The organism is Sphingobium sp. WTD-1, from assembly GCF_030128825.1.
Lineage (GTDB): Bacteria > Pseudomonadota > Alphaproteobacteria > Sphingomonadales > Sphingomonadaceae > Sphingobium.
In genome coordinates this window covers 38,827-57,709 of record NZ_CP119130.1, presented here as the reverse complement: position 1 = coordinate 57,709, position 18,883 = coordinate 38,827, and the positions used below count along the sequence as shown (strand labels likewise).

22 protein-coding genes and 1 pseudogene are annotated in these 18,883 nt (G+C 63.5%); 15 read left to right on the top strand and 8 right to left on the bottom strand.

Annotation, left to right across the window (positions count from 1 at the left end; genetic code table 11):
• The first annotated feature begins 452 nt into the window (after positions 1–452).
• From N6H05_RS28095 to N6H05_RS28085, 3 genes are read left to right on the top strand one after another with little or no spacing between them, the layout of a single operon-like run.
• Positions 453–1,007 carry a YgjV family protein gene (locus tag N6H05_RS28095; RefSeq protein WP_004212921.1) on the top strand — a complete coding sequence of 185 codons (555 nt, stop codon included), beginning with the start codon at positions 453–455 and terminating at the stop codon, positions 1,005–1,007.
• Positions 1,004–1,603, top strand: coding sequence for a GNAT family N-acetyltransferase (locus tag N6H05_RS28090; protein WP_004212923.1), 600 nt, complete (start codon positions 1,004–1,006; stop codon positions 1,601–1,603). The genes N6H05_RS28095 and N6H05_RS28090 overlap by 4 nt, the downstream gene beginning before the upstream one ends.
• Positions 1,604–1,631: 28 nt before the next feature.
• Entirely contained in the window at positions 1,632–1,928 is a 297-nt protein-coding gene (locus tag N6H05_RS28085) for a GNAT family N-acetyltransferase (RefSeq protein ID WP_257011066.1), read from the top strand.
• Between the two features lie 672 nt (positions 1,929–2,600).
• Here the strand turns inward: N6H05_RS28085 and N6H05_RS28080 are convergent.
• The 3 genes and pseudogenes from N6H05_RS28080 to N6H05_RS28070 all read right to left on the bottom strand — a co-directional run bounded on the left by N6H05_RS28080 (position 2,601) and on the right by N6H05_RS28070 (position 4,281).
• On the bottom strand, positions 2,601–2,915 hold the full coding sequence (locus N6H05_RS28080) for a ribbon-helix-helix domain-containing protein (RefSeq protein ID WP_066269038.1): 315 nt from the start codon (positions 2,913–2,915) through the stop codon (positions 2,601–2,603).
• Positions 2,912–3,565: a ParA family partition ATPase gene (parA, locus tag N6H05_RS28075; RefSeq protein WP_004212927.1), complete on the bottom strand. Its 654-nt coding sequence runs from the start codon at positions 3,563–3,565 to the stop codon at positions 2,912–2,914. Before parA ends, N6H05_RS28080 begins: the two co-directional genes overlap by 4 nt.
• A gap of 75 nt (positions 3,566–3,640) precedes the next feature.
• A pseudogene (locus N6H05_RS28070) lies at positions 3,641–4,281 on the bottom strand (transcription elongation protein SprT).
• Between the two features lie 403 nt (positions 4,282–4,684).
• Here N6H05_RS28070 and N6H05_RS28065 point away from each other — a divergent pair.
• Genes N6H05_RS28065 through N6H05_RS28055 form a run of 3 tightly spaced genes read left to right on the top strand, consistent with a single transcriptional unit; the run spans position 4,685 to position 5,849 of the window.
• Positions 4,685–4,951: a type II toxin-antitoxin system RelB/DinJ family antitoxin gene (locus N6H05_RS28065; RefSeq protein WP_004212930.1), complete on the top strand. Its 267-nt coding sequence runs from the start codon at positions 4,685–4,687 to the stop codon at positions 4,949–4,951.
• Positions 4,938–5,219, top strand: coding sequence for a type II toxin-antitoxin system YafQ family toxin (locus N6H05_RS28060; protein ID WP_004212931.1), 282 nt, complete (start codon positions 4,938–4,940; stop codon positions 5,217–5,219). The genes N6H05_RS28065 and N6H05_RS28060 overlap by 14 nt, the downstream gene beginning before the upstream one ends.
• Positions 5,220–5,228: 9 nt before the next feature.
• On the top strand, positions 5,229–5,849 hold the full coding sequence (locus tag N6H05_RS28055; protein WP_037492298.1) for a histidine phosphatase family protein: 621 nt from the start codon (positions 5,229–5,231) through the stop codon (positions 5,847–5,849).
• Here N6H05_RS28055 and N6H05_RS28050 read toward each other — a convergent pair.
• Genes N6H05_RS28050 through N6H05_RS28040 form a run of 3 tightly spaced genes read right to left on the bottom strand, consistent with a single transcriptional unit; the run spans position 5,846 to position 7,603 of the window.
• The gene (locus N6H05_RS28050) at positions 5,846–6,808 is read right to left on the bottom strand and encodes a tyrosine-type recombinase/integrase (protein ID WP_004212934.1); all 963 of its coding nucleotides are present in this window, start codon (positions 6,806–6,808) and stop codon (positions 5,846–5,848) included. The two genes, N6H05_RS28055 and N6H05_RS28050, sit on opposite strands and share 4 nt — an antisense overlap.
• On the bottom strand, positions 6,805–7,200 hold the full coding sequence (locus tag N6H05_RS28045) for a hypothetical protein (RefSeq protein WP_062069509.1): 396 nt from the start codon (positions 7,198–7,200) through the stop codon (positions 6,805–6,807). Before N6H05_RS28045 ends, N6H05_RS28050 begins: the two co-directional genes overlap by 4 nt.
• A 37-nt stretch (positions 7,201–7,237) precedes the next feature.
• On the bottom strand, positions 7,238–7,603 hold the full coding sequence (locus N6H05_RS28040) for a DUF7673 family protein (RefSeq protein WP_004212937.1): 366 nt from the start codon (positions 7,601–7,603) through the stop codon (positions 7,238–7,240).
• A 294-nt stretch (positions 7,604–7,897) separates the two neighbouring features.
• Here N6H05_RS28040 and N6H05_RS28035 point away from each other — a divergent pair, with 294 nt between their 5' ends.
• The 9 genes from N6H05_RS28035 (at position 7,898) to N6H05_RS27995 (ending at position 17,102) form a co-directional block, all read left to right on the top strand.
• The gene (locus tag N6H05_RS28035) at positions 7,898–10,042 is read left to right on the top strand and encodes a TonB-dependent siderophore receptor (RefSeq protein WP_066269041.1); all 2,145 of its coding nucleotides are present in this window, start codon (positions 7,898–7,900) and stop codon (positions 10,040–10,042) included.
• 580 nt (positions 10,043–10,622) lie between these two features.
• Entirely contained in the window at positions 10,623–10,907 is a 285-nt protein-coding gene (locus N6H05_RS28030) for a hypothetical protein (RefSeq protein ID WP_004212939.1), read from the top strand.
• Positions 10,908–10,927: 20 nt separating this feature from the next.
• Positions 10,928–11,347 (top strand): periplasmic heavy metal sensor, encoded by a 420-nt coding sequence (locus N6H05_RS28025; protein ID WP_037473048.1) that lies wholly within the window; start codon positions 10,928–10,930, stop codon positions 11,345–11,347.
• The gene (locus N6H05_RS28020; RefSeq protein ID WP_066269048.1) at positions 11,344–11,916 is read left to right on the top strand and encodes an RNA polymerase sigma factor; all 573 of its coding nucleotides are present in this window, start codon (positions 11,344–11,346) and stop codon (positions 11,914–11,916) included. Before N6H05_RS28025 ends, N6H05_RS28020 begins: the two co-directional genes overlap by 4 nt.
• Before the next feature lie 88 nt (positions 11,917–12,004).
• Positions 12,005–14,020: a copper resistance system multicopper oxidase gene (locus tag N6H05_RS28015; protein WP_066269052.1), complete on the top strand. Its 2,016-nt coding sequence runs from the start codon at positions 12,005–12,007 to the stop codon at positions 14,018–14,020.
• Complete coding sequence (locus N6H05_RS28010) at positions 14,010–15,284, top strand: copper resistance protein B (RefSeq protein WP_066269059.1); 1,275 nt, start codon at positions 14,010–14,012, stop codon at positions 15,282–15,284. Before N6H05_RS28015 ends, N6H05_RS28010 begins: the two co-directional genes overlap by 11 nt.
• Before the next feature lie 48 nt (positions 15,285–15,332).
• Positions 15,333–15,716 (top strand): DUF305 domain-containing protein, encoded by a 384-nt coding sequence (locus tag N6H05_RS28005; protein WP_037472990.1) that lies wholly within the window; start codon positions 15,333–15,335, stop codon positions 15,714–15,716.
• Between the two features lie 58 nt (positions 15,717–15,774).
• Positions 15,775–16,224 carry a DUF411 domain-containing protein gene (locus tag N6H05_RS28000; protein ID WP_047100380.1) on the top strand — a complete coding sequence of 150 codons (450 nt, stop codon included), beginning with the start codon at positions 15,775–15,777 and terminating at the stop codon, positions 16,222–16,224.
• Between the two features lie 86 nt (positions 16,225–16,310).
• Entirely contained in the window at positions 16,311–17,102 is a 792-nt protein-coding gene (locus N6H05_RS27995) for a DUF2231 domain-containing protein (protein ID WP_231725740.1), read from the top strand.
• 88 nt (positions 17,103–17,190) lie between these two features.
• Here the strand turns inward: N6H05_RS27995 and N6H05_RS27990 are convergent, their stop codons facing one another.
• Together N6H05_RS27990 and N6H05_RS27985 are read right to left on the bottom strand one after the other, a co-directional pair.
• On the bottom strand, positions 17,191–17,595 hold the full coding sequence (locus tag N6H05_RS27990; protein ID WP_082736288.1) for a four-helix bundle copper-binding protein: 405 nt from the start codon (positions 17,593–17,595) through the stop codon (positions 17,191–17,193).
• Positions 17,596–17,875: 280 nt separating this feature from the next.
• Positions 17,876–18,874 carry an NAD(P)/FAD-dependent oxidoreductase gene (locus N6H05_RS27985; protein ID WP_052027673.1) on the bottom strand — a complete coding sequence of 333 codons (999 nt, stop codon included), beginning with the start codon at positions 18,872–18,874 and terminating at the stop codon, positions 17,876–17,878.
• Positions 18,875–18,883 lie beyond the last annotated feature (9 nt).

Sequence of the window (18,883 nt, the reverse complement as noted above, 5' to 3'; positions counted from 1 at the left end):
ATTCGCATAGCTCTCCGTTCCAGGCTGGAAGCCGTAGCTCGCACACGCCGCCCGATGGCGAGCGGCCATTTCTCGCGGACTGACGCAGCCAGAAAGCACGAGCGACGTCGAGATGGCGAGAAGCTTGAAAGCGTCACGCACCATTGTCCTGGTCCAAACAAGGGCGGAACCCAAGGGGAAGAGCGCCGCGCTGGACGCAGAATGAACCAGTCCTCGTCAAAAGCCAAATGCCATTGTGGCCGGGACTCGCGATGGGAAAGCGGTCGACGACAACGCCACATTAACCTTCTTCCTTCACGGTGGAAGCCGGACCAACCCCGACGCGAGCGTGCATGTCGCTTTTCCTCGATCAAACGTTTGCGAGCACCGGGTTAGCTGCGATCCTATTCGGGGCTGTTGGTCTCGGCTGCGTGGTGAGCTGGCCGCTCCTACCCTCGCGCCGGGGAGCGCTCATGGTGCAGGGCGCGGGCGCGGGCGCATTCGCGCTTCACTTCGCGCTGATCGGCGCGCCTACCGCTTCGGCCGCATGCCTTCTTTCCCTGATGCAGCTCACCGTCGCGCTGGTGGTTCGTGACCGGGTTGCCAAGCTCGCGCTCGACGGCGCGACGTTGCTCGCGCTGCTGTTGCTCACCGTGGCGACCTGGCATGGAATCCTGTCCGGCCTTGCCGCTTGCGGCGGTGCATCTTCTTTCATTGCGCGGACCCAGCGATCAACGACGCGGATGAAGATCGTCTTTCTCGTGGCCGCGCCCTTCTGGCTGGCCCACAATCTTCTCATTGGCGCACCGTTCGCCTTGGCCGTTGATCTTGTATCGGTCGCGGGGAATCTGCTCGGGCTTTTTGCCTTTTGGAAGCGGGAACAGCGTCAAGCGGACGGGCCGCGCAGCCTCAGCTATCCGGCGCGGCTTTCCCCACGTCACGCTTTCCGCTCTGGTCACCTTTCCCTCGGCAAACTCGCGATCTCAAAGCGCGCGCGCGCGTTACAGGGAGTCCAGATCCTCACATGACACAGGTAATATACGCGCGCCCACTCCCGCCGGCGCGTTCGATAGCTCAAGTAGGCGGAAAGCAGAGCTGGAGCGAGCTACGGCCGGCGAACCTTGACGACGCTAAAGCTTTGGTACGCTTGAAGATCGCCCTCGCTCGCGAAGCGGAACATATGATCTTCGATGTCCGGGATCGAGGGGAACTCCTGCGCCGCACAACTGCCGAACTAAACGCCGCCGTAGCCGGCGAGCGAGGCATCTTCGTCCTGCAACGCATAGGCGACCTCGTCGGCTACATAGATGTACGGAGCGTGTGCATCGAAGGCGCTGCAGAATTTGCCTCTTTTAATCTGGCTATCCGGACACGGTGGCAGGGACGTGGGCTTGGAGCAAGCCTGGTGAAGTCCGCCGAGGAATGGGTACGTCGCCGTGGCTTGCTCTTCCTGATCTTCCACGTCGCTGTTCGCAACGACCGGGCGTTCGCATTTTATGAACGGCTTGGCTATACCGTGTGCGGAGATGTTGTGGCAGCCAATAAAGAATCAGGCGTTATTGGCGATTACTACGCGATGGGCCGAATGCTCGATGCTGATGCTGAGGAGGATGCGTTAGCGTGATGCATAACTATCATCCCGCCTTTCCAGACTGACTGGCCCCTGTACATTATCGGGACACGGATTCACGGTAGCGGCTCGACAGCGTGGTCGTGGCGTCGGACGCTCAATTTACTCGACGGTCGAAAGCTGGGCCGCTGCGAGAGGTGCCACAGAGATTCGGTTGGCCGTGCTGGAAGCGAATGAAGCGGCAGAGCGATTTTGGCGTTCTCTCGGCTTCATTGAGTATCGGCGCGTTGGGCCAGACACCTTCAAAATGCGTAGCCATCGCCGGATAGAACTGAGCCGTCGCCTTTCTGGCGCGACCGTAGAAGGCAGCAACAAGTAAGATCTCGCGCCGGCTATCTGGGCGAGCTTGGCGTAGGATTCCGCCCCCTCCCGCAAACGCCCCCAGTGTCGTGGCGTTAACTGCCATGTTTGCATGTGAACATGACGACATTGAGTTTAACTTCGGCCCAGGCTCCTTCCGATCAACCAAAGCTGGAAAACATGGGCCGCCACGAACGCGCCTCCAATAAAGATCGGGGACGGTAACAGCATCCCCTCCTGCCCTGGCCTCGGCGTTAGGGTCATCGCGGTAACATTGAACAGCCCCAGCACACAGATCGCAAGGAAGGGCGTGAAGCTGAGAGCTAGAACGCGAGGTGCGGACCAATTCACCAAATTGGAAAGCGGCTCTGATCGTGATTGTGTTGAAAAAGTCGGTGCTGAGGTGCGTCCCGCCGATTTTCGGTAACAATGATGCAGACGGCCCGCGCCCTGCGAATCATTGATGCGCCTGCCACTGCGCCTGAATTCGAATATTACCCAAGGAAATGCCTCTGAGAGTTTTTCAACACAATCATCGTGAAAGCCGCCATTGCATCGGCAGTTTCCTTTCCTGCCGGAAACGGGCGTTTGCCCGGATGGACAATCCGATCATCACCAGTGCGAAGATGGCGGACACGATTAGCACGGCCATGAGTTTTCCCCTAAGCTATATGTTTGCATGTGAACATGCTCACTTGCCTACAGGACTTTCCCCCATCTTTCGGAGCCAGTCGTTGAACGCCTCGGCCATCGCGTCCTGCAAGCTCATGCCGTGCTTGCGGGCGGTCATGTGCATGGCGAACGACATTTCCGGGCTGAAATAGCCCGTCATCGCCTTCTTGCCCTGACGGCTCGGCGCAACCGGGCTGCTGCTCGAACTGCTGCCGGTGCCTATGCCAGTGCTGCGGGCGCTCGGCGCGGCCGCCCTTCCCTCCGGCTCGGCCGTCGCCGGCGTCGGCGCTGCGTCCCGATCCCGCAATGCAAGCAATGATCCCTTCCGGCTCATGCGCTGGCCCTCCGCTTCCTATCTGCTGGCATGTTTACATGTTCACATGCCCACTTGTAAAGCTGACGCACCTCATCGGCCGCCTTGCCATTCGGTTCGATCTCCATCACGGTTTTTCCCTCGGTCGCCGCATGGCGGAACGCGGCGCGATCCGCGACACGCAGCGGGCAGGCGTCCAGCCCGTAACCCTGCACGAGCTGCGCCGCCTCGTCATACATGCGTGGCGCGGTCGGGCTTCCCGCCGTGAAGATCACGAAAGCGGGCTTGCCGCGCATCTTCACAAGGCTGGCCGTGGTCTTGATCGCGGCCAGGTCGAACGCGCTCGGCCGACAAGGTATCAACACCAGGTCGGCCGCCTCGACGGCGGCGCTGGCGGCGCTGTCGGCATGGGGCGGGGTGTCGATCACGATGAACTCCGCGCCCTGCGCCGTCGCTTGCTCGATCTTGGCGGCAAGGCGAGGGGGGGCGCTGTCGATCACGACCGGGGGCGCGTCCTGCCGCCATGCCGCCCATTGGCTCGCCGTCGCCTGCGGGTCGAGATCGATCACCAGCGCGGTATGCCCGGAATCCTCGGCGGCTGCGGCCAGGTGCAAGGCGAGGGTGGTCTTGCCCGCGCCCCCCTTCTGGCTGATGATCGCGATTGTTGGCATGTGAATATCCTTACATGAACTCATGTTTGCATGTGGTCATAGCGCAAGCGGCTATCGGATGAAAGGGCAGGGCGTCTAGCCGTCCTCGCCGCCCTCATCCTCGCTGTCATCGTCCAGCGCCTCATGGCTCATCTGGCCGTGATCCTCGATCGGGCAAAGCGGCGCTCCGGCCTGCTCAAGCCATTTGCGCGCGGTCCTCGCGGTATAGCCGCACGTCGCGCACTCGCATTTCAGCATCCGGGTTTTCTGCTCCTTGGGCGCGGTCGACTCCCCGTCCGTGTCGAGACGGGCATGGGGGAGGGGGCCAGCGGCATCGAGGATCGGTGCGACGGCCGCAAGGAACGCCTCGCCGGGGGTGGTGGCGCGCATAGGCCCGACCAACCCCAGCCCCAGCGCGACCCGTTTAAACGCCTTCCCATGCCCTGCCGGGATGCCGACGGCGGCATGGACCAGCTCATGCGCGAGGATGGCCGCGATCTGCGCCGGCATCGCATCGGGCGCGTGCGCTAGGTCCGGGCGAATGAAGATTTCAAAATGCCCGTCCGCGCTAAGTCGGTTGTCCCAGCACTCACCGATCGCCTTGCCCTTCGCGCCTCTGCTGGTGAAGCCGATCGCCACGCGTAAGCGGTCGGGCAGGGGGCGTCCAGCGCCTCGAACAGCAGAGCCATGCCCTGCGCCACGGCATTGAGCCAGCTTTCGCGGGTTTCGTGGGTCATCGTCTTTACTCCCTTCAAATCGCCTGTCCGGCGATGGCCATGCCATCGGCCGGAACACGGACGCCCAAGAACGCCGGCGAGAGAGGGGGGCAGCGGGAATCTGCGGGAGTGGTGCGCGGCGCAGGGAGGCGCAGCCGAGTGAGCCACGGTCCCGCTGATTGCCGTTGCGGGGGAGAGGCGGCCGGGACCGCCTTTCCCCCGGCACTGCTGCGCGAGATCCGCGCAGCGATCTCGCTTCCGCCATGTGGATCGTTACCTTGGGCCAAGACCGCTTGCGGGCTTGGGGAGCGTGAGCGACTAGAGCCACGGTGCCGCGCCAGCGGCAGGCGCATAATCACCGCACCCATTGCCAAAATCAGATTTTGTGACTACATTGGGACTACGTTTTCAGAAGGAAATCCCAATGGCTGTTTCCGACACCTATGTCCGCGCCAGGATCGACAATACGACGAAGGAACGCGCCACCGCCGCGCTGGGCGCGATGGGCCTTTCGATCTCCGACGCTATCCGGCTGCTGATGCTGCGTATCGCCGACGAACGGCGCTTGCCTTTCGAGGTCAAGGTTCCGAACGCCGCGACACGCGAGGCAATGGCAGAGCTGGCGGCGGGGAAGGGGACCAAGTTTGCCAGCGTCGATGCGCTGATGGCGGACCTCCATGCGGACGATTGATCGTTCGACCCGGTTCAAGCGCGACTACAAGCGGGAATCAAAGGGCCGACATCGAGCGACCCTCGATGCCGATCTTCTGCCCGTCCTGGCCGCGCTCGCGACCGACACGCCGCTTGATCCCAAATACCGCGACCATGATCTGAGCGGCGATTGGGCGGGCTACCGCGATTGCCACGTCAAGCCCGATCTGGTGCTGATCTACGCCAAGCCCGACGACGAAACGCTGCGCCTCGCGCGCCTTGGCTCGCATAGCGAGGTATTCGGATAGATGACGCATATGCGGGCGATCTTCATCCGCCACGGCGAATCTACAGGCAACGCCGGCGTGCCGTGTCGCGATCTCGCGACGATCGAGCTGACGGAGCACGGCCACGAACAAGCGCGCCAGGTCGCGGCGAGCTGGACGCAAGCGCCCGCGCTCATCGTCACGTCGCCCTATACCCGCACCCGGCAGACGGCCGCGCCGACGATCGCGCGCTTCCCCGGCGTCCCGGTCGAAGTCTGGCCGATAGAAGAGTTCACCTATCTGCAACCGGCGCGCTGGAACGGCACGCGCAGCGCCGAGCGGATGCCGCACCTCGAACGCTATTGGAGCGAGGCCGATCCTGATTATTGCGACGGGGAGGGGGCGGAGAGCTTCGCCAATCTGCTCCGGCGCTGCGAGTCGGCGCTTGCCCGCCTCGCCGCCATGCCGGCCGCTTCGCTGGTCTATGTGTTCGGGCATGGGCAATTCATCCAGGCCGCGCGCGCGATCGTCGCCGACGCTCATCTGGACGATCGGGGCAAGATGCTCGGTTTCTGGCACAAGGGCGAGCCGCCCGCGATCAGCAACGCGCAGCAGGTAGGGTTCCATTGGCAGGGCGGGCGCTGGGGATGTGCGCCAGCGATCGCCGCCTAGATCAACACCCGCTCCACCTCGTCCAGCGTCACGTCATCGGGCCGGCGGTCATAGAGCTGGGTCGTGCGGGTAGAGCTGTGGTTCGCCATCGTCGCGGCCGTCTCCAACGTGCCGCCGTTTTTCAGATAGGTGGTGATTCCGGTCGCGCGGAACGAATGGTTGCCGATCGCCGTCCCGATCTCGGCCGCGCCTGCGCGCCGGCGCACCATCGCGAAGGCATTGGCTTGGGGCAGGGGGGTATCGCTTAGTCGCTTAGTCCCGCGTGCGATCGTGCGGAACAGCGATCCCTTGCGATCCTCACGCAGCGCGCACCCGTCGATATAGGCGGTCAGATAATCCTCTAGATTGTGATGGCAGGGCATTTCATGGCGCTTGCCGCCTTTCTCGTGCAGTCGGACCCATAGCCGCCTGTTCTGCATGAACACGTCCTCGACCCGCATCGCTAGCGCCGCGCCGATCCGCGCGAAACTATAGACCATCAACCCGATCAGGGCGCGGTCGCGCAGGCCCGCATGGGTGGTCACGTCGATGCTGTCGAGCAACCGCCGCGCCTCGTCCGGGGCCAGCACCGGCGTCTTGCCGCGCCGCTGGCTATGCGCCGGCCCGCGCACCGATCCGGCAGGGTTCACCGGCACGATATGGCCCGTCACCAGCCAGTCGAACAGGTGGCGCACGCCGGCGAGCTGCTGCTTGACGCTGGGCGCGGCCAGCTCGCGCCCCAGCGCCTCGACCCAGGCCGCGACGTGGAGCGGTTGCACGGCCTCAAGCGAGGCGACGCCGCGCGCCTCACACCAGGCCAGGAAGTCGCCGGCCGCGCGCATATAGGCGCGGCGCGTATGCGGGTTGCGAATGGTGACGGCGAAGAACTCAAGGAAGCGCAGCCGCGTGGCGTCGTCGGCCGCCGCGATCAAGGCCGGCAACGCCAGCGCCGGCGAGGGCAGGGGGGCGAGCTGGTTCATCGTGCGATCTTCTGCCAACGGGCCGGCTCGGGGCGAGGCTTCGCCAGCTCCCGGCGCAATTCGTCAAACATCTCATCAGCGGGACGAACGCGGCCCGCCTTCACGTCCTCAAGCCCGCGCGCAACCGACTCGTCTAATATCCGGCGTAGCAGCTCGTCGCGCAAATCGCGGTGCGGCTCCATGTCGATAAAGTTCTTGACGATCGCGAACACCGCCTCGGACGGATCAACGAAATGGCCCCGCTCGACCTGCGCCAACAGCCAATCGGCCATGTCGCCGGGTAGATACGCCTCGAAACGCAACCCGCCCGCGCGCGCCTGCTCGCACAGCGCCTTGGCTTGGTCGCGCTCGGCGTAGTTGTCGGCAAAAGCCTCGTCGTCATTTTCGATCATGCCGGCATCCCTTTTTGCGGTGGATCTTCGGAGGCGTTTAAACGCTCTCTGCGGGGTCGCCGCGATAGCGCACCCAAAGGTCGCCCATCGCGTCGCGGTAGCCCCAGGCATCGGCGTAGGTGGTCGACTCCTGCGCCAGATAGGCCATGACCGTAAGCATATCCTCGGCAATGACGGCATCGACGTTGCAAAGGTGGATGATCGGGAAATGCCCGCACTCGTCGCCGTTCCACCAGGCCAGCAGGAAATCCGCGACCTTGCCGGATGCGCCGGTTTCGGCCGCGCGTGTGGGCGGCCGCGCGATCGGCAGCAAGCTGCCGATCGCCGCGCCGGCCTCATCGAAACTGACGGCCCGGATGACGGGGCGACGTTGCGGGGGTGTCGTGGCGGCCGTCCCGGTCATGCGATCATGGTCCCTAGAGTGTGTGATAAAGGACATTATCACATATAGAGGCGCGACGCTAGCGAAACGACCACCGCAGGCGCCGAGATCCCGAACTCGCCCCCTAATCTGGTGAGCGACGGCAGGGCTTGCTCACCGATCTGGCGGCACACCGTTCGGGCGTCTCCAACTTAGGGGGTCGATGCGCACCATTACCTTCATCACGCACTTTCAAGTCAGACATCGGCTATTGCGAAGCAGTTGCATATATCATAGGGCGGCGCACAGATTGAGAACGATTCGCAAGGGGGTAAAATGAAAAAAAGTACATTAAGCGGCGCGTTAGGCCTTGGATTAATGGCCGTGCCCGCAACGGCCCAGGACCAGCCAGCTCCCCCGGCTACGGACGCACGCCAAACAATCATCGTCACCGGCGTCCGGGACGGCTACCAGGTCGATGCGACCAGCACCGCCACCCGCACTCCGACCAGTCTCAAGGACGTTCCACAGGCGGCATCGATCATCACCGAGGCGCAGATTGACGATCAAGCTATGCGCTCGATCGCCGACGTGCTTCGCTATGTCCCCGGCGCGGTGATATCTCAGGGTGAGGGTCACCGCGATCAGATCATTCTGCGCGGCAACAACAGCACCGCAGACTTCTTTGTCGATGGCCTGCGTGACGACGTGCAATATTACCGCGGCCTCTACAACGCAGAGCGGATCGAGGTCCTGAAAGGTCCCAACGCAATGATCTTCGGCCGCGGTGGTGGGGGTGGGATCGTCAACCGCGTCACCAAGCGCCCCGGTGCCAACGCCTTCATCAGTAGCAGCGGTTCGGCGGATACATATGGCGCATGGTATATCGACACCGACATCAACCAACCGATCAGCCAGTCCGCCTCGGCTCGACTGAACGCCGTCTATGAGGAGTTCAACAGCAACCGGGACTTCTACGACGGACGCCGGCTCGCGATCAATCCGACCTTTGCCGTATCGCTAGGCGGCACCACACGGATCGACCTGGGCTTCGAATACAACAATGACAAGCGCACGATCGATCGAGGCGTTCCCTCGGCTGCCCAAGGCTCTCTGACCAGCCCGTCACGCCCCCTTACCGGTTTTCGCGATACCTTTTTTGGTGTGCCGGGATTCAACGTCAGCGATTTCGAGGCTAAGGTCCTAAGCGGGCGCATCGAGCATCGGTTTAGCGACAACCTGACCGTAACCAGTCGCGTCCTCTACGGAGATTATGACAAGCTCTATCGAAACACTTTCGCGGTAACCCCGGCCACCCCGCGCGGCGCCGTCCAGAGCGTCGGCCTCGAGGCATATAGCGATCCCACGACGCGCAAGAACCTGCTCAACCAGAACGATCTCGTCTGGACCGTCACCACCGGCCCCGTCCGCCACGTGCTGCTCGCCGGCTTCGAATATGGCGATCAGCGCACGCGCAACCAGCGGATCAATGGCTTTTTCGGAAGTGGTGATATCGTCAATGGAGGGCGGCGCGTCTTTGTCGCGTTGGCTGACCGAATCACGGTGCCGCCAGTCACGCTGCGCACCACCGCCAACACCGGCTACCGGTCTATCCGGACAAATGCCGACGCCACGGCCTTCTATGTGCAGGACCAGATCTCGATCGGCGAACATGTCGATGTCATCGGCGGCGTTCGCCGCGACCGCTTCAAGCTCAGCATCGATGATCTCGTCGCCGGGCGGAGCTATAGCCGGACCGACACCCTCTGGTCTCCCCGCCTTGGGGTAGTGCTGAAGCCGGTGCAACCCGTCTCGATCTACGCCAGCTATAGCCGGTCCTTCCTGCCGCAATCGGGCGATCAGTTTTCATCGCTCGACATAACAACCGCCGCGCTGGAACCAGAGAAGTTCGACAATTACGAAGTCGGCCTCAAATGGGATGTTTCCCCAACGCTTAACCTGACCGCTGCCGTCTACCGGCTCGATCGCACCAACACCCGCGCGACCGACCCCAACGACGCCACGCGGACGGTGCTAACGGGCGCGCAGCGCAGCAAAGGGCTTGAGATCGGCCTCAACGGCGCGATCACACCCCAATGGCAAATCAGCGCCGGCTACACGCTGCAGGACGCAAAAATCCGCAAGACAACGAGTGCGGCTCCTGCCGGCCGCGAGGTCCCGCTTGTGCCCAAGCAGCAGGCTTCGCTCTGGACCCGCTACGATTTCACCCCTCGCCTCGGGGCCGGGGCGGGTATCTACCACCAATCGAAAAGTTTCACCTCGGTCAGCAATGCCGCCGTCCTGCCTGCGTTCACCCGCGTCGATGCCGCCGCGTTCTTCAAGCTCACCCCCCACATCGAGGCGCAAATCAACGTCGAGAACCTCCTTAATAGCGGCTATTTTTCGTCCGCCTACAACGACAACAACATCATGCCCGGTGCGCCGACAACCGCGCGAGCGACGGTTAGAATGAGCTTTTAGACAAAGGCTTTTCCTTTGGTGCTGGATGCTTTCACCGTAGTTGTTCAGCACGCACTAAACCGCCTCCTCGGCGGGGGGGCAGACACAGACATGGCCCCTCCATTTCCTCCAGAAGACGATAGTGTCGATCTATCGCCGCTGCCCGTTCTTGGACCATTCCGCTTGCCGTCACCCAACTCCTGCGGACAGCGGAATGGTCATGTGCCGCTGCCCGGCTCACGAGCAATATCGGCGGCTTGTTGCCAATCGCGCTATCTGGTCGCGACAAACGTCGACATATGCACGGCCATGCCGTTGCCCACAGCCGCCACGCACACATTGTCGCCCCCTCGCTTGACCTGACGAACACCATGGTTGCCGCCCTAGCTGCGCTCGGCCTGCCAACAGAGGTGAATCAGGGAATTTTAAACAGGGACGCGTGGATCGCCGGCCTGCGTGCGAGCTGTGAACGATTGGGCGCAATGGAAAAGTGCGCCGCCGCGCCCGGGGGCGTTCCCGCTTAGTGACATTCGTTCACGTCGGATTCGAGGGGTGTTCGCCGGCCGTGCGTAAAGGATGTGAGCACGGCGGAGGAATGAACATGGATATGGATTTGGACAGCGCCTTGCGCCGCCTTGCCGAGCAGCCGCTTCATCCCCGGCTCGCTGAACTGGAAGGCGATGTCATGCGGTTGATCGCGGCGGAGCGGCGCGCCGGCGGCGGAGTGACACTGCGGACTGGCATGCTGGCAGCGGTAGGCGCGGTCGCCTTGGGAGTGGTGGGCGGCGGATTGTCGTCCGCAGCGGCGCCTGCGCAGATGCCGACGCTGACGCCTTTCGGGCCTGCCGCGCCGCTAGCGCCTTCGACCTTGCTGGCGTTCCAGTGACGGGCAGCGCCCGGAGAACGATGCTGATCGCGGCCGTCGTGTTCTTGGCAGCGATCGCAGGCGTGTGGGCTGGGCGCGAGTTGTTCCCTTCCCCACCGAGCCCGGGCGTGGAACTTCATAGCTTGCTCCACGACGGGCTCGAGCTGGACGAAGCTCAACGGACCAAGCTCGAGACGCTGGAGTCACGCTTCGCCGTTCGAAGGCGTGCCTTGGAGCTTGAACTCAGGGCCGACAACGCCCGGCTTGCCGACGCCATCGAGGCCGAACATGGTAACGGGCCGCAGGTCGCGGCGGCCGTCGATCGTTCGCACGGCGCGATGGGCGAGCTCCAAAAGGAGACGTTGAACCATATGTTCGCGATGCGGCAGATCCTGCGGCCCGACCAGGCGAGGACGTTCGACCGCGCGGTGGTTAAGGCGCTGACCGCAGACGCGCGGTGAGTCTTGAACTTTCGGCCTGCACGGACGGCGAACTCGCCGCCTTGACGCTCGCTGGACGTCAGGCCGCCTTCGCCGAGATCATGCGCCGGCACCAGGAGCCAGTCTACCGCCTGATCCGTGCACATATCGGTGACGCTGAAGAGGCGCTTGACCTCACTCAGGAATGCTTCGCGTCCGCCTTTCAGAACCTGCCAAGATATGACGGAGATCGGCCGCTCGCTGCGTGGCTGGCCCGCGTGGCGATCAACAAGAGCCGCGACTGGCATCGGCGGCGGCGCATACGCCAGATATTATCGTTCGCTTCTTCGCTGCCGCCCGAGACGATGGAAAGTGAGTGGGACGAGGCGCCAGGCGCCGACGCGGTAACCTTCGACCGCGCGGAACTAGTCCGGCTTTCGCGCGCGGTGTCCGAGCTGCCGGCAACGCTCAAGGAGACGCTCTTGCTGCGGACCGTGGAAGGCTTGTCCGAAGCGGAGACCGCAGCCGCGCTGGGGATCAGCGGCAAGGCCGTAGAGATGCGGCTCCGGCGCGCGCGCGCGAAGTTGTCGAAAATTTTCGACTTCGCATGAGGGGATGGGCCGGTTCGCGCGTAATGAAGGGTAACGACGGCGGCCCCCTCCCGCCGGCCGCAAGCATTGAATGGAGCGAAAGAACGGCATGAGCCGCAATCTGAACCGGCGCGACGTGATGCGCGGAACCGCCATGCTCGGCGGCACGCTGGCCATGTCGGCCTACCTGCCAGCTTGGGCGCAACCCGTGTCGCGCGGCATCGCCAAGCCGCTGCCGATCGTATCGGGCACGGAAATCGCCCTGACGATCGACCGGATGAAGCTGGTCATGGACGGAATTACAACGCCCGCGATCGGGGTGAACGGCACGGTCCCGGCGCCACTCGTCCGCCTCAAGGAGGGCCAGAAGGTCCGGCTCGCGGTGACCAACAATCTTGACGAGGATAGCTCGATCCACTGGCACGGCCTCATTCTGCCGTTCCAAATGGACGGCGTGCCGGGCATCAGTTTCCCCGGCATCAAGGCACGTTCGACTTTCGTGTACGAATTTCCAGTCGTGCAGTCAGGCACCTACTGGTACCACAGCCACTCGGGCGAGCAGGAGCAGGGCGGGCTCTACGGCCCCATCGTCATCGATCCCGCGGGACCCGACCCGATCGCATTCGACCGCGAGCATGTGATCGTCCTCTCCGACCATAGCGAAATGACGGGCGAGGAAATTTTCCGCAAGCTCAAGCAGATGGGCGGCGCCTATTTCAACTATCAGCGCCCGACGCTGAGCGGGCTGCTCGCCGGCCGCGAGATGCGCCTCAAGGATCGGATGGAATGGGGCAAGATGCGCATGGACCCGGCCGATATTGCGGATGTTACGGGGTCGACCTACACCTTCCTCGTCAATGGCTTTGGCCCTTACGACAACTGGACGGGCCTCTTCCGACCGGGCGAGCGGGTTCGGCTGCGCATCGTCAATGCTGCGGCGCAAACCAACTTCAACGTGCGCATCCCTGACTTGCCGATGACGGTGGTGCAGGCCGACGGCCAGAACGTCCGGCCGGTAACCGTGGACGAATTCCAGATCGGCGTCGCGGAAACCTTCGACGTGATCGTGACGCCCGAGGACCGCGCCTACAGCTTCGTTTCCGAGGCGATCGACCGATCCGGCATGGGGCGCGCGACACTGGCCCCGCGCGAGGGCATGATCGCCCCGGTCCCGCCGCTCCGCCCGCGCACGTTGCTGACCATGACCGACATGGGCATGGACATGAGCGGCATGAGCGGGATGGAGGGGATGTCCGGTATGGCGGACGAGAACCCGGTCGCAAAGCGCGGGCCGGATCCCACGTTGATGCAGAATGCCTCGCGCAACCTGTGGAAGCTCACCGGGTGGAAAGAGCCCACCGATCACGGAACGAAGGCGGTAGGCGCTGCGATGGCCGGCATGGCTGGGATGGGGGGCGACCAGATGAGCGGCGCTATGCCAGGGATGGACCATAGCCAAATGGCGGCGGGCGCTGCCGGGATGGCGGGCATGGACCATGGTCAGATGAGCAGCGGCGGCATGGCCGGGATGGATCATGGGTCAGGCGGCAGCATGGACATGAACATGCGCAACCCCAAGAACGCGCCCGGCGTCAAGATGGGGCCGGGAGTGCAGACCATCTCGCCGATGCCGAAGGACCGCACGGGCGAGCCGCCGCAGGGGCTGGAGGACGCGGATCATCGCGTGCTCACTTATCGCGATCTTGTCGCGCTCGACCGCAACCCGGACGTTCGCGCCCCGTCGCGTCAGTTGGAGATCCACCTGACGGGCAATATGGAGCGCTACATGTGGGGCTTTGACGGCCAGAAGATGAGCGACCCTGCCGACCCCATCCCGTTCCGCAAGGACGAGCGCGCGCGCGTCACCCTGGTCAATGACACGATGATGCCGCACCCAATTCATTTGCACGGCCACTTCTTCGAGCTGGTGACCGGACATGGCGACTTCGCGCCTCGCAAGCACACGGTGAATGTGGCGCCCGGCGGTAAGATGACATTCGACGTAACGGCCGATGCGCCCGGCGACTGGGCGTTCCACTGCCACAATCTTTATCACATGACCGCGGGGATGATGCGTGTCGTGACGGTTCGCCCGATGGGCGAGGAGAACCGCGATGCAGCCTAAGTTCCTCTTGATCGCTGGCGGCGCGGCACTTGCCCTCGCAAGTCCGGTGGCCGCGCAGATGGACCATTCCAACATGCCCGGCATGAAGATGCCGCCGCCAAAGACGCCAGCGGCGAAAAAGCCTGTCGCCAAGAAGCCCGCAGCAACCAAGCCTGCCGCGCGCAAGGAGTCCGCGAAGCCTGCCGCCAGGTCGACACCGCGCGCGAAGGCGGGATCGGCGGCCAGGCCCGCCGCAAGTCGGTCCGCCAAGCCGCCGGCCCCTGGAGCGGTCGTTGCCGATCCTCACGCCGGTCATGACATGACGGCCATGCCGGGCATGACTACGCCTGGAGCCAACCCCAATCCTGGTGCCGGGCACGACATGTCGGCGATGCCAGATACCTCCGGCGGTGCCGCCCCCGGCCAGCCAGGTGCCATGCAGGGCATGGACCATGGTTCGGGCGCTATGCAAGGCATGGCGGGTCATGACATGGGAAGCATGCCTCCTTCGGCGACCGGCATGACGATGGTCGGGACCAACCTGCCGGCCGGCAACGCTCCGCCGCCGCCGATCCCGACGGATCGGGCCGCGGACCAAGTCTACTCTGCCGCCGCCATGGCGCATTCGCAGCAGCATCTGCAGATGCACGGGGGGCAGAATTTCTCGCAGGTCATATTTAATCTGGCCGAATACCAGGTCCGCGACGGTCGCGACGCCTATCGATGGGATGGCGGTGCCTGGTACGGTGGCGACATTAATCGCCTGGTTCTTAAAACCGAAGGCGAAGGGAACTTTGGGAGAAGCCTGGAAAGGGCGGAGCTGCAGGCGCTCTATGCACGGGCGATCGGACCCTTCACCGACTTCCAGGCCGGGATTCGTTACGACTTCAAGCCCAACCCCTCCCGTGTCTACGCTACGGTTGGGTTCGAGAGCCTGGCCCCAGGCTTTTTCGATGTGGAGGGCGCACTGTTCTTGTCTAGCAAGGGTGACGTGCTCGGCCGCGTTGAAGGGTATTACGATCAGCGTATCACCCAGCGCCTGATCCTCCAGCCTCGTCTCGAAGCGGAATTTGCGGCGCAAGACGTTCCGGAAGACCGGATCGGCTCGGGCTTGTCGGACCTCGAGCTTGGCTTGCGGCTGCGCTACGAGGTGAAGCGCGAGTTTGCCCCTTATATCGGTGTTTCATACGAGCGCAGAGTGGGCCGCTCTGCTCGTTTTGCACGCGAGGACGGCGAGGATGCGTCATCGACCAGCCTTGTTCTGGGCATTCGCACATGGTTTTGAGGCCGATTGGGCTTTGTTGCGTTGACTAAGTCCAAGAAGGAGCAGGCAATGTTTAAGACACTTACAGCTCTGGCTCTGGCGGCGATGGCAGCGAGCCCGGCTTTGGCTCAGCAGCAGATGCAAGGCATGGACCACTCGAAAATGCAGGGCATGAACCACGACAACATGCCTGGCATGAACACGCCCTTCATGCCCGCCGAGATGGCGATGCACGAGAAGATGATGAGGGCCAAAGGCGCCAATGCAAATGAGACGTGGGCCCGCAAGATGATCGAGCATCACCGCGGTGCGATTGCCATGTCGCAGATCGTTCTCCGCGAGGCGCCCGATGCGAAGACCCGGCAAATGGCTCAGAAGTCTATTGCCGAGCAAAACAAGAGCATCGGTGAACTCCAGGCGATGCTCCGGTCGATGAGCAAGCGACCTCAGTGATAATCTTCGTTCCTCCCGCCCCACGAGGGGGCGGGAGGAATGACCAAGGAGTTTTTCCATGAAGACAGCTTTACGATCCGCGCTTACTGCCGCAGCCTTGTTGGTTCCGGTTGCCGTCAGCGCGGCCACCCCGATCGTTATGCACCGCGATCCCGGCTGCGGCTGTTGCGCCAAGTGGGCAGCGCAGGTGCAGCGGCAGCTCGGGCGCCAGGTGCGCGTCGTCGATGATTCCAATCGCCCGGCGCTGCAGAAGCGCGCGGGGGTCCCTGCGGACGTCTCGTCCTGCCACACAGCAATCGCCGATGGCATGGCTTTCGAGGGCCACGTGCCGATTGCCGATATGAAGCGGGCTCTCGCGACCCGGCCCAAGGGTGTGCGAGGCCTCGCGGTCGGCGGTATGCCGCTCGGCTCGCCGGGAATGGAAGTGCCGGGCGTCAAGACGCAGGCCTATGACGTGGTCGCCTTCGGTCCCGGCGGGCGCCGCCTGTTCGCGCGCCACGGCAGCTGATCGGCGGTTTTTTCAGGCTGGGGCGGCAGACGCGGTCGCCGCAGCTGGTGTAGCTCCACGGCCCAGTTCGTCTTGAAGAGCGGGCGATGGGTTTCACGAAAGGATTTGGCCGGGTGAGGCAAACGGGCATTGATGAACACGAAACAAGGGGTTGGGTGATGCGCGGTAAACGAAGCGGAGCCTTCGCTTTGCTCCTTGCGGTTGCAATGTCAGTAAGCACATCGGCAGCGGCGCATGAAGATCACGATGCGCTCGGGGCCGGGCCAGGTGCTAACAGCGCAGTCGAGACTCAGAAAAAGGATGGAGCAGACGCTGGCGACGGCCACATGGGCATGGGCTCTATGTCGACCGTGGACATGAACATGGGCGGCCGCGACATCGCCGGCGACGACATGGACATGGGCGGCATGCACGAGGAGACCGCCAACAAGAACAAGAGTTTCGGTGAACGGCTTGTGAGCTGGCTGGGCCGGCTGCACACCATGGTCATTCATTTTCCCATCGCACTGTTCATCGGTGCGTTCGGGGTGGAGCTGTTCGGGTTGTGGCGCCGCAACCGCGACTATCAGCATGTCGCCCACATCATGTTGGTAGTCGGCGCGCTAGGCGCGATCGCGGCGGCGTTTCTGGGTTGGTTCGCGGGCGGGTTCTACCTGACCGATCGCAACCCGATCCTGATGACGCATCGCTGGCTCGGGACCTTGATCGCGGTCTTCGGCGTCGCGCTGGCTTGGATGCCAGCGCGCCACCGTAAGGTTCCCGAGCGGTCGCGGACGTTGTACTGGGTGGTGCTTGGCCTGATGACGCTCGCTATCTCCATCCAGGGATTCCTTGGCGGAACCTTCATGCACGGCGGAATATACCACTTGGCATTCTGAACCGGTCCGGCTGTGCGCATAAAGCGGTCGTTTTCTGAACAGGCACGGCCGAGGGCGCGTCTTCACCGAGGACGCGCCCTTTGACTGATCAGCGGATCGACTGAACTGCTTCGCTGCAGGCCTGCTCGCAGCGATGGCAGTGTTCAGCGCAGATGCGGCAATGCTCGTGCGTGCTCGCATGCTTCTCGCATTCCTCCGCGCACAGCCCGCAGGCGATGGCGCAGGCTTGAAGAGCCGCGACCAGCGCTTGCTCATTGCTGCCGGTGCGGCGGGTGCCGAGAGAACCTGCCGCCAGGCAGATGTCGGCGCAGTCGAGGTTCAGACGAATGCACTGGCGAAGCTGCGCGACCATCTCTTCCGCCAGACAGGCATCAGCGCACGACGTGCAGATCTGAGCACATGAGTAGCACTCCTCAATACAGCGGATCAGTGCGTCGTTCGTGTTTCCCTTCACGTCCGGATGCGTGGCGATCATCTCTTGCATGTGGTGCATGGTTCTCTCCTGTTCAGGTAGCGGTCACCCCCTGTCTAAGTAAGAGGTACGAACCTGAAATGTTCCGGCCTTTGCGTCGGACCGTTCAGCCGCTTTGGCGTATCGATTAACCCCCGGCGCCGGGGGTAGCGCACAGTTTCGACGGCCACGCCGCCTGCGCGCGCGCACCATCGTGGTGCGGGATCATCGAACCGAGAAGGGCCGTGTCGCCGATCGCCGTGTGGTACGAATCAGCGCTCCGGTTTAGGGCTTTCACTCGTTGCACTGCCAATGGCTCACCCTAGGTCGGCGGTAGGCCCTGAGCCGGCCACAGCCCGGCCATGGCGGATGCCAATCCGCTGTCGCGGTCGCGCAACAGGTTATGGATTGCGGTCGCAGCGACCGCTGCTTGTCCGGTCGCGACGCTGATCTGATCGAGCCCTTCCACAACGTCACCAACCGCGTAGAGGCCGGCAACCGAGGTTTGTTGGTGGGCGTCGGTCAGCACGCATCCCGTTGCCGCGAGCTTCGCGCCCAGCGAAGTGGCAAGCCCTGTTCGAGGCGATGAGCCGAGCGCAGGGTAAAGCGTGTCGAATTGTAGCTCCAGGCCATTGGCCAATCGAACCTCGACACAATCGCCAAGACGCAGCTGCTCGACAGGCGAGGGCGCGACATCGACGCCCTGCTGGGTCAGCCTGGCAAATTCGGTCGGTGCGAGGTCGAGCGACCGTTCGGCGAGAAGCGTGACCTTGGCACCATAAGCGCGCAGGAATTCGGCTTCTTCAGCGCCATGGCGGTCGCAGCCGAGCACCGCCACGCTCATCCGCCGAGCCTCATAACCATCGCAAATCGGGCAGTAGCGGAGAAGGCCACGCGCGACGCCGATGTCATGCATCGCATCGGGCATCTCGGGACGTCGATTGACGACACCCGTCGCGAGCACGACGGTCCGCGCGTACAGGACGTTCGGTCCGCAACTTGCCGAGAAGTGATCGCCTGATGCGACGATCGCGTCGATCTCACCGCTCTGGACCGTACCGCCATATTCATGCAGCTGAGCCTGCAGGCGCGCAAGAAACGTGACGCCGGAAATGCCGCCGGGAAATCCTGGGAGGTTGTGCGAGCGCGGGATGGAGGCGGCGCGCCCCGCCGCCGCGTCGTAAACGACGCAGCTCCTGAGAAAGCGGGAAAGATAGATCGCGGTCGTGAGGCCAGCGGGACCGCCGCCCACAATCAGACAGTCGATGACCTCCTCGGGATCGCCAGTCCAGCCTTGATTGGTCAACCGCAACCTCATCATTACCCCGCG

What these genes read in the sequence shown, in the direction of transcription:
- N6H05_RS28095 (WP_004212921.1), top strand. Translation starts at nt 453, where the DNA reads ATGGTGCAGGGCGCGGGCGCGGGCGCATTCGCGCTTCACTTCGCGCTG.
- N6H05_RS27990 (WP_082736288.1), bottom strand. Translation starts at nt 17,595, where the DNA reads ATGCACCACATGCAAGAGATGATCGCCACGCATCCGGACGTGAAGGGA.
- N6H05_RS28090 (WP_004212923.1), top strand. Translation starts at nt 1,004, where the DNA reads ATGACACAGGTAATATACGCGCGCCCACTCCCGCCGGCGCGTTCGATA.
- parA (WP_004212927.1), bottom strand. Translation starts at nt 3,565, where the DNA reads ATGCCAACAATCGCGATCATCAGCCAGAAGGGGGGCGCGGGCAAGACC.
- N6H05_RS28010 (WP_066269059.1), top strand. Translation starts at nt 14,010, where the DNA reads ATGCAGCCTAAGTTCCTCTTGATCGCTGGCGGCGCGGCACTTGCCCTC.
- N6H05_RS28080 (WP_066269038.1), bottom strand. Translation starts at nt 2,915, where the DNA reads ATGAGCCGGAAGGGATCATTGCTTGCATTGCGGGATCGGGACGCAGCG.
- N6H05_RS28050 (WP_004212934.1), bottom strand. Translation starts at nt 6,808, where the DNA reads ATGAACCAGCTCGCCCCCCTGCCCTCGCCGGCGCTGGCGTTGCCGGCC.
- N6H05_RS28060 (WP_004212931.1), top strand. Translation starts at nt 4,938, where the DNA reads ATGCGGACGATTGATCGTTCGACCCGGTTCAAGCGCGACTACAAGCGG.
- N6H05_RS28055 (WP_037492298.1), top strand. Translation starts at nt 5,229, where the DNA reads ATGCGGGCGATCTTCATCCGCCACGGCGAATCTACAGGCAACGCCGGC.
- N6H05_RS28000 (WP_047100380.1), top strand. Translation starts at nt 15,775, where the DNA reads ATGAAGACAGCTTTACGATCCGCGCTTACTGCCGCAGCCTTGTTGGTT.
- N6H05_RS27995 (WP_231725740.1), top strand. Translation starts at nt 16,311, where the DNA reads ATGGGTTTCACGAAAGGATTTGGCCGGGTGAGGCAAACGGGCATTGAT.
- N6H05_RS28040 (WP_004212937.1), bottom strand. Translation starts at nt 7,603, where the DNA reads ATGACCGGGACGGCCGCCACGACACCCCCGCAACGTCGCCCCGTCATC.
- N6H05_RS28025 (WP_037473048.1), top strand. Translation starts at nt 10,928, where the DNA reads ATGCTGATCGCGGCCGTCGTGTTCTTGGCAGCGATCGCAGGCGTGTGG.
- N6H05_RS28065 (WP_004212930.1), top strand. Translation starts at nt 4,685, where the DNA reads ATGGCTGTTTCCGACACCTATGTCCGCGCCAGGATCGACAATACGACG.
- N6H05_RS27985 (WP_052027673.1), bottom strand. Translation starts at nt 18,874, where the DNA reads ATGATGAGGTTGCGGTTGACCAATCAAGGCTGGACTGGCGATCCCGAG.
- N6H05_RS28005 (WP_037472990.1), top strand. Translation starts at nt 15,333, where the DNA reads ATGTTTAAGACACTTACAGCTCTGGCTCTGGCGGCGATGGCAGCGAGC.
- N6H05_RS28015 (WP_066269052.1), top strand. Translation starts at nt 12,005, where the DNA reads ATGAGCCGCAATCTGAACCGGCGCGACGTGATGCGCGGAACCGCCATG.
- N6H05_RS28030 (WP_004212939.1), top strand. Translation starts at nt 10,623, where the DNA reads ATGGATATGGATTTGGACAGCGCCTTGCGCCGCCTTGCCGAGCAGCCG.
- N6H05_RS28045 (WP_062069509.1), bottom strand. Translation starts at nt 7,200, where the DNA reads ATGATCGAAAATGACGACGAGGCTTTTGCCGACAACTACGCCGAGCGC.
- N6H05_RS28035 (WP_066269041.1), top strand. Translation starts at nt 7,898, where the DNA reads ATGAAAAAAAGTACATTAAGCGGCGCGTTAGGCCTTGGATTAATGGCC.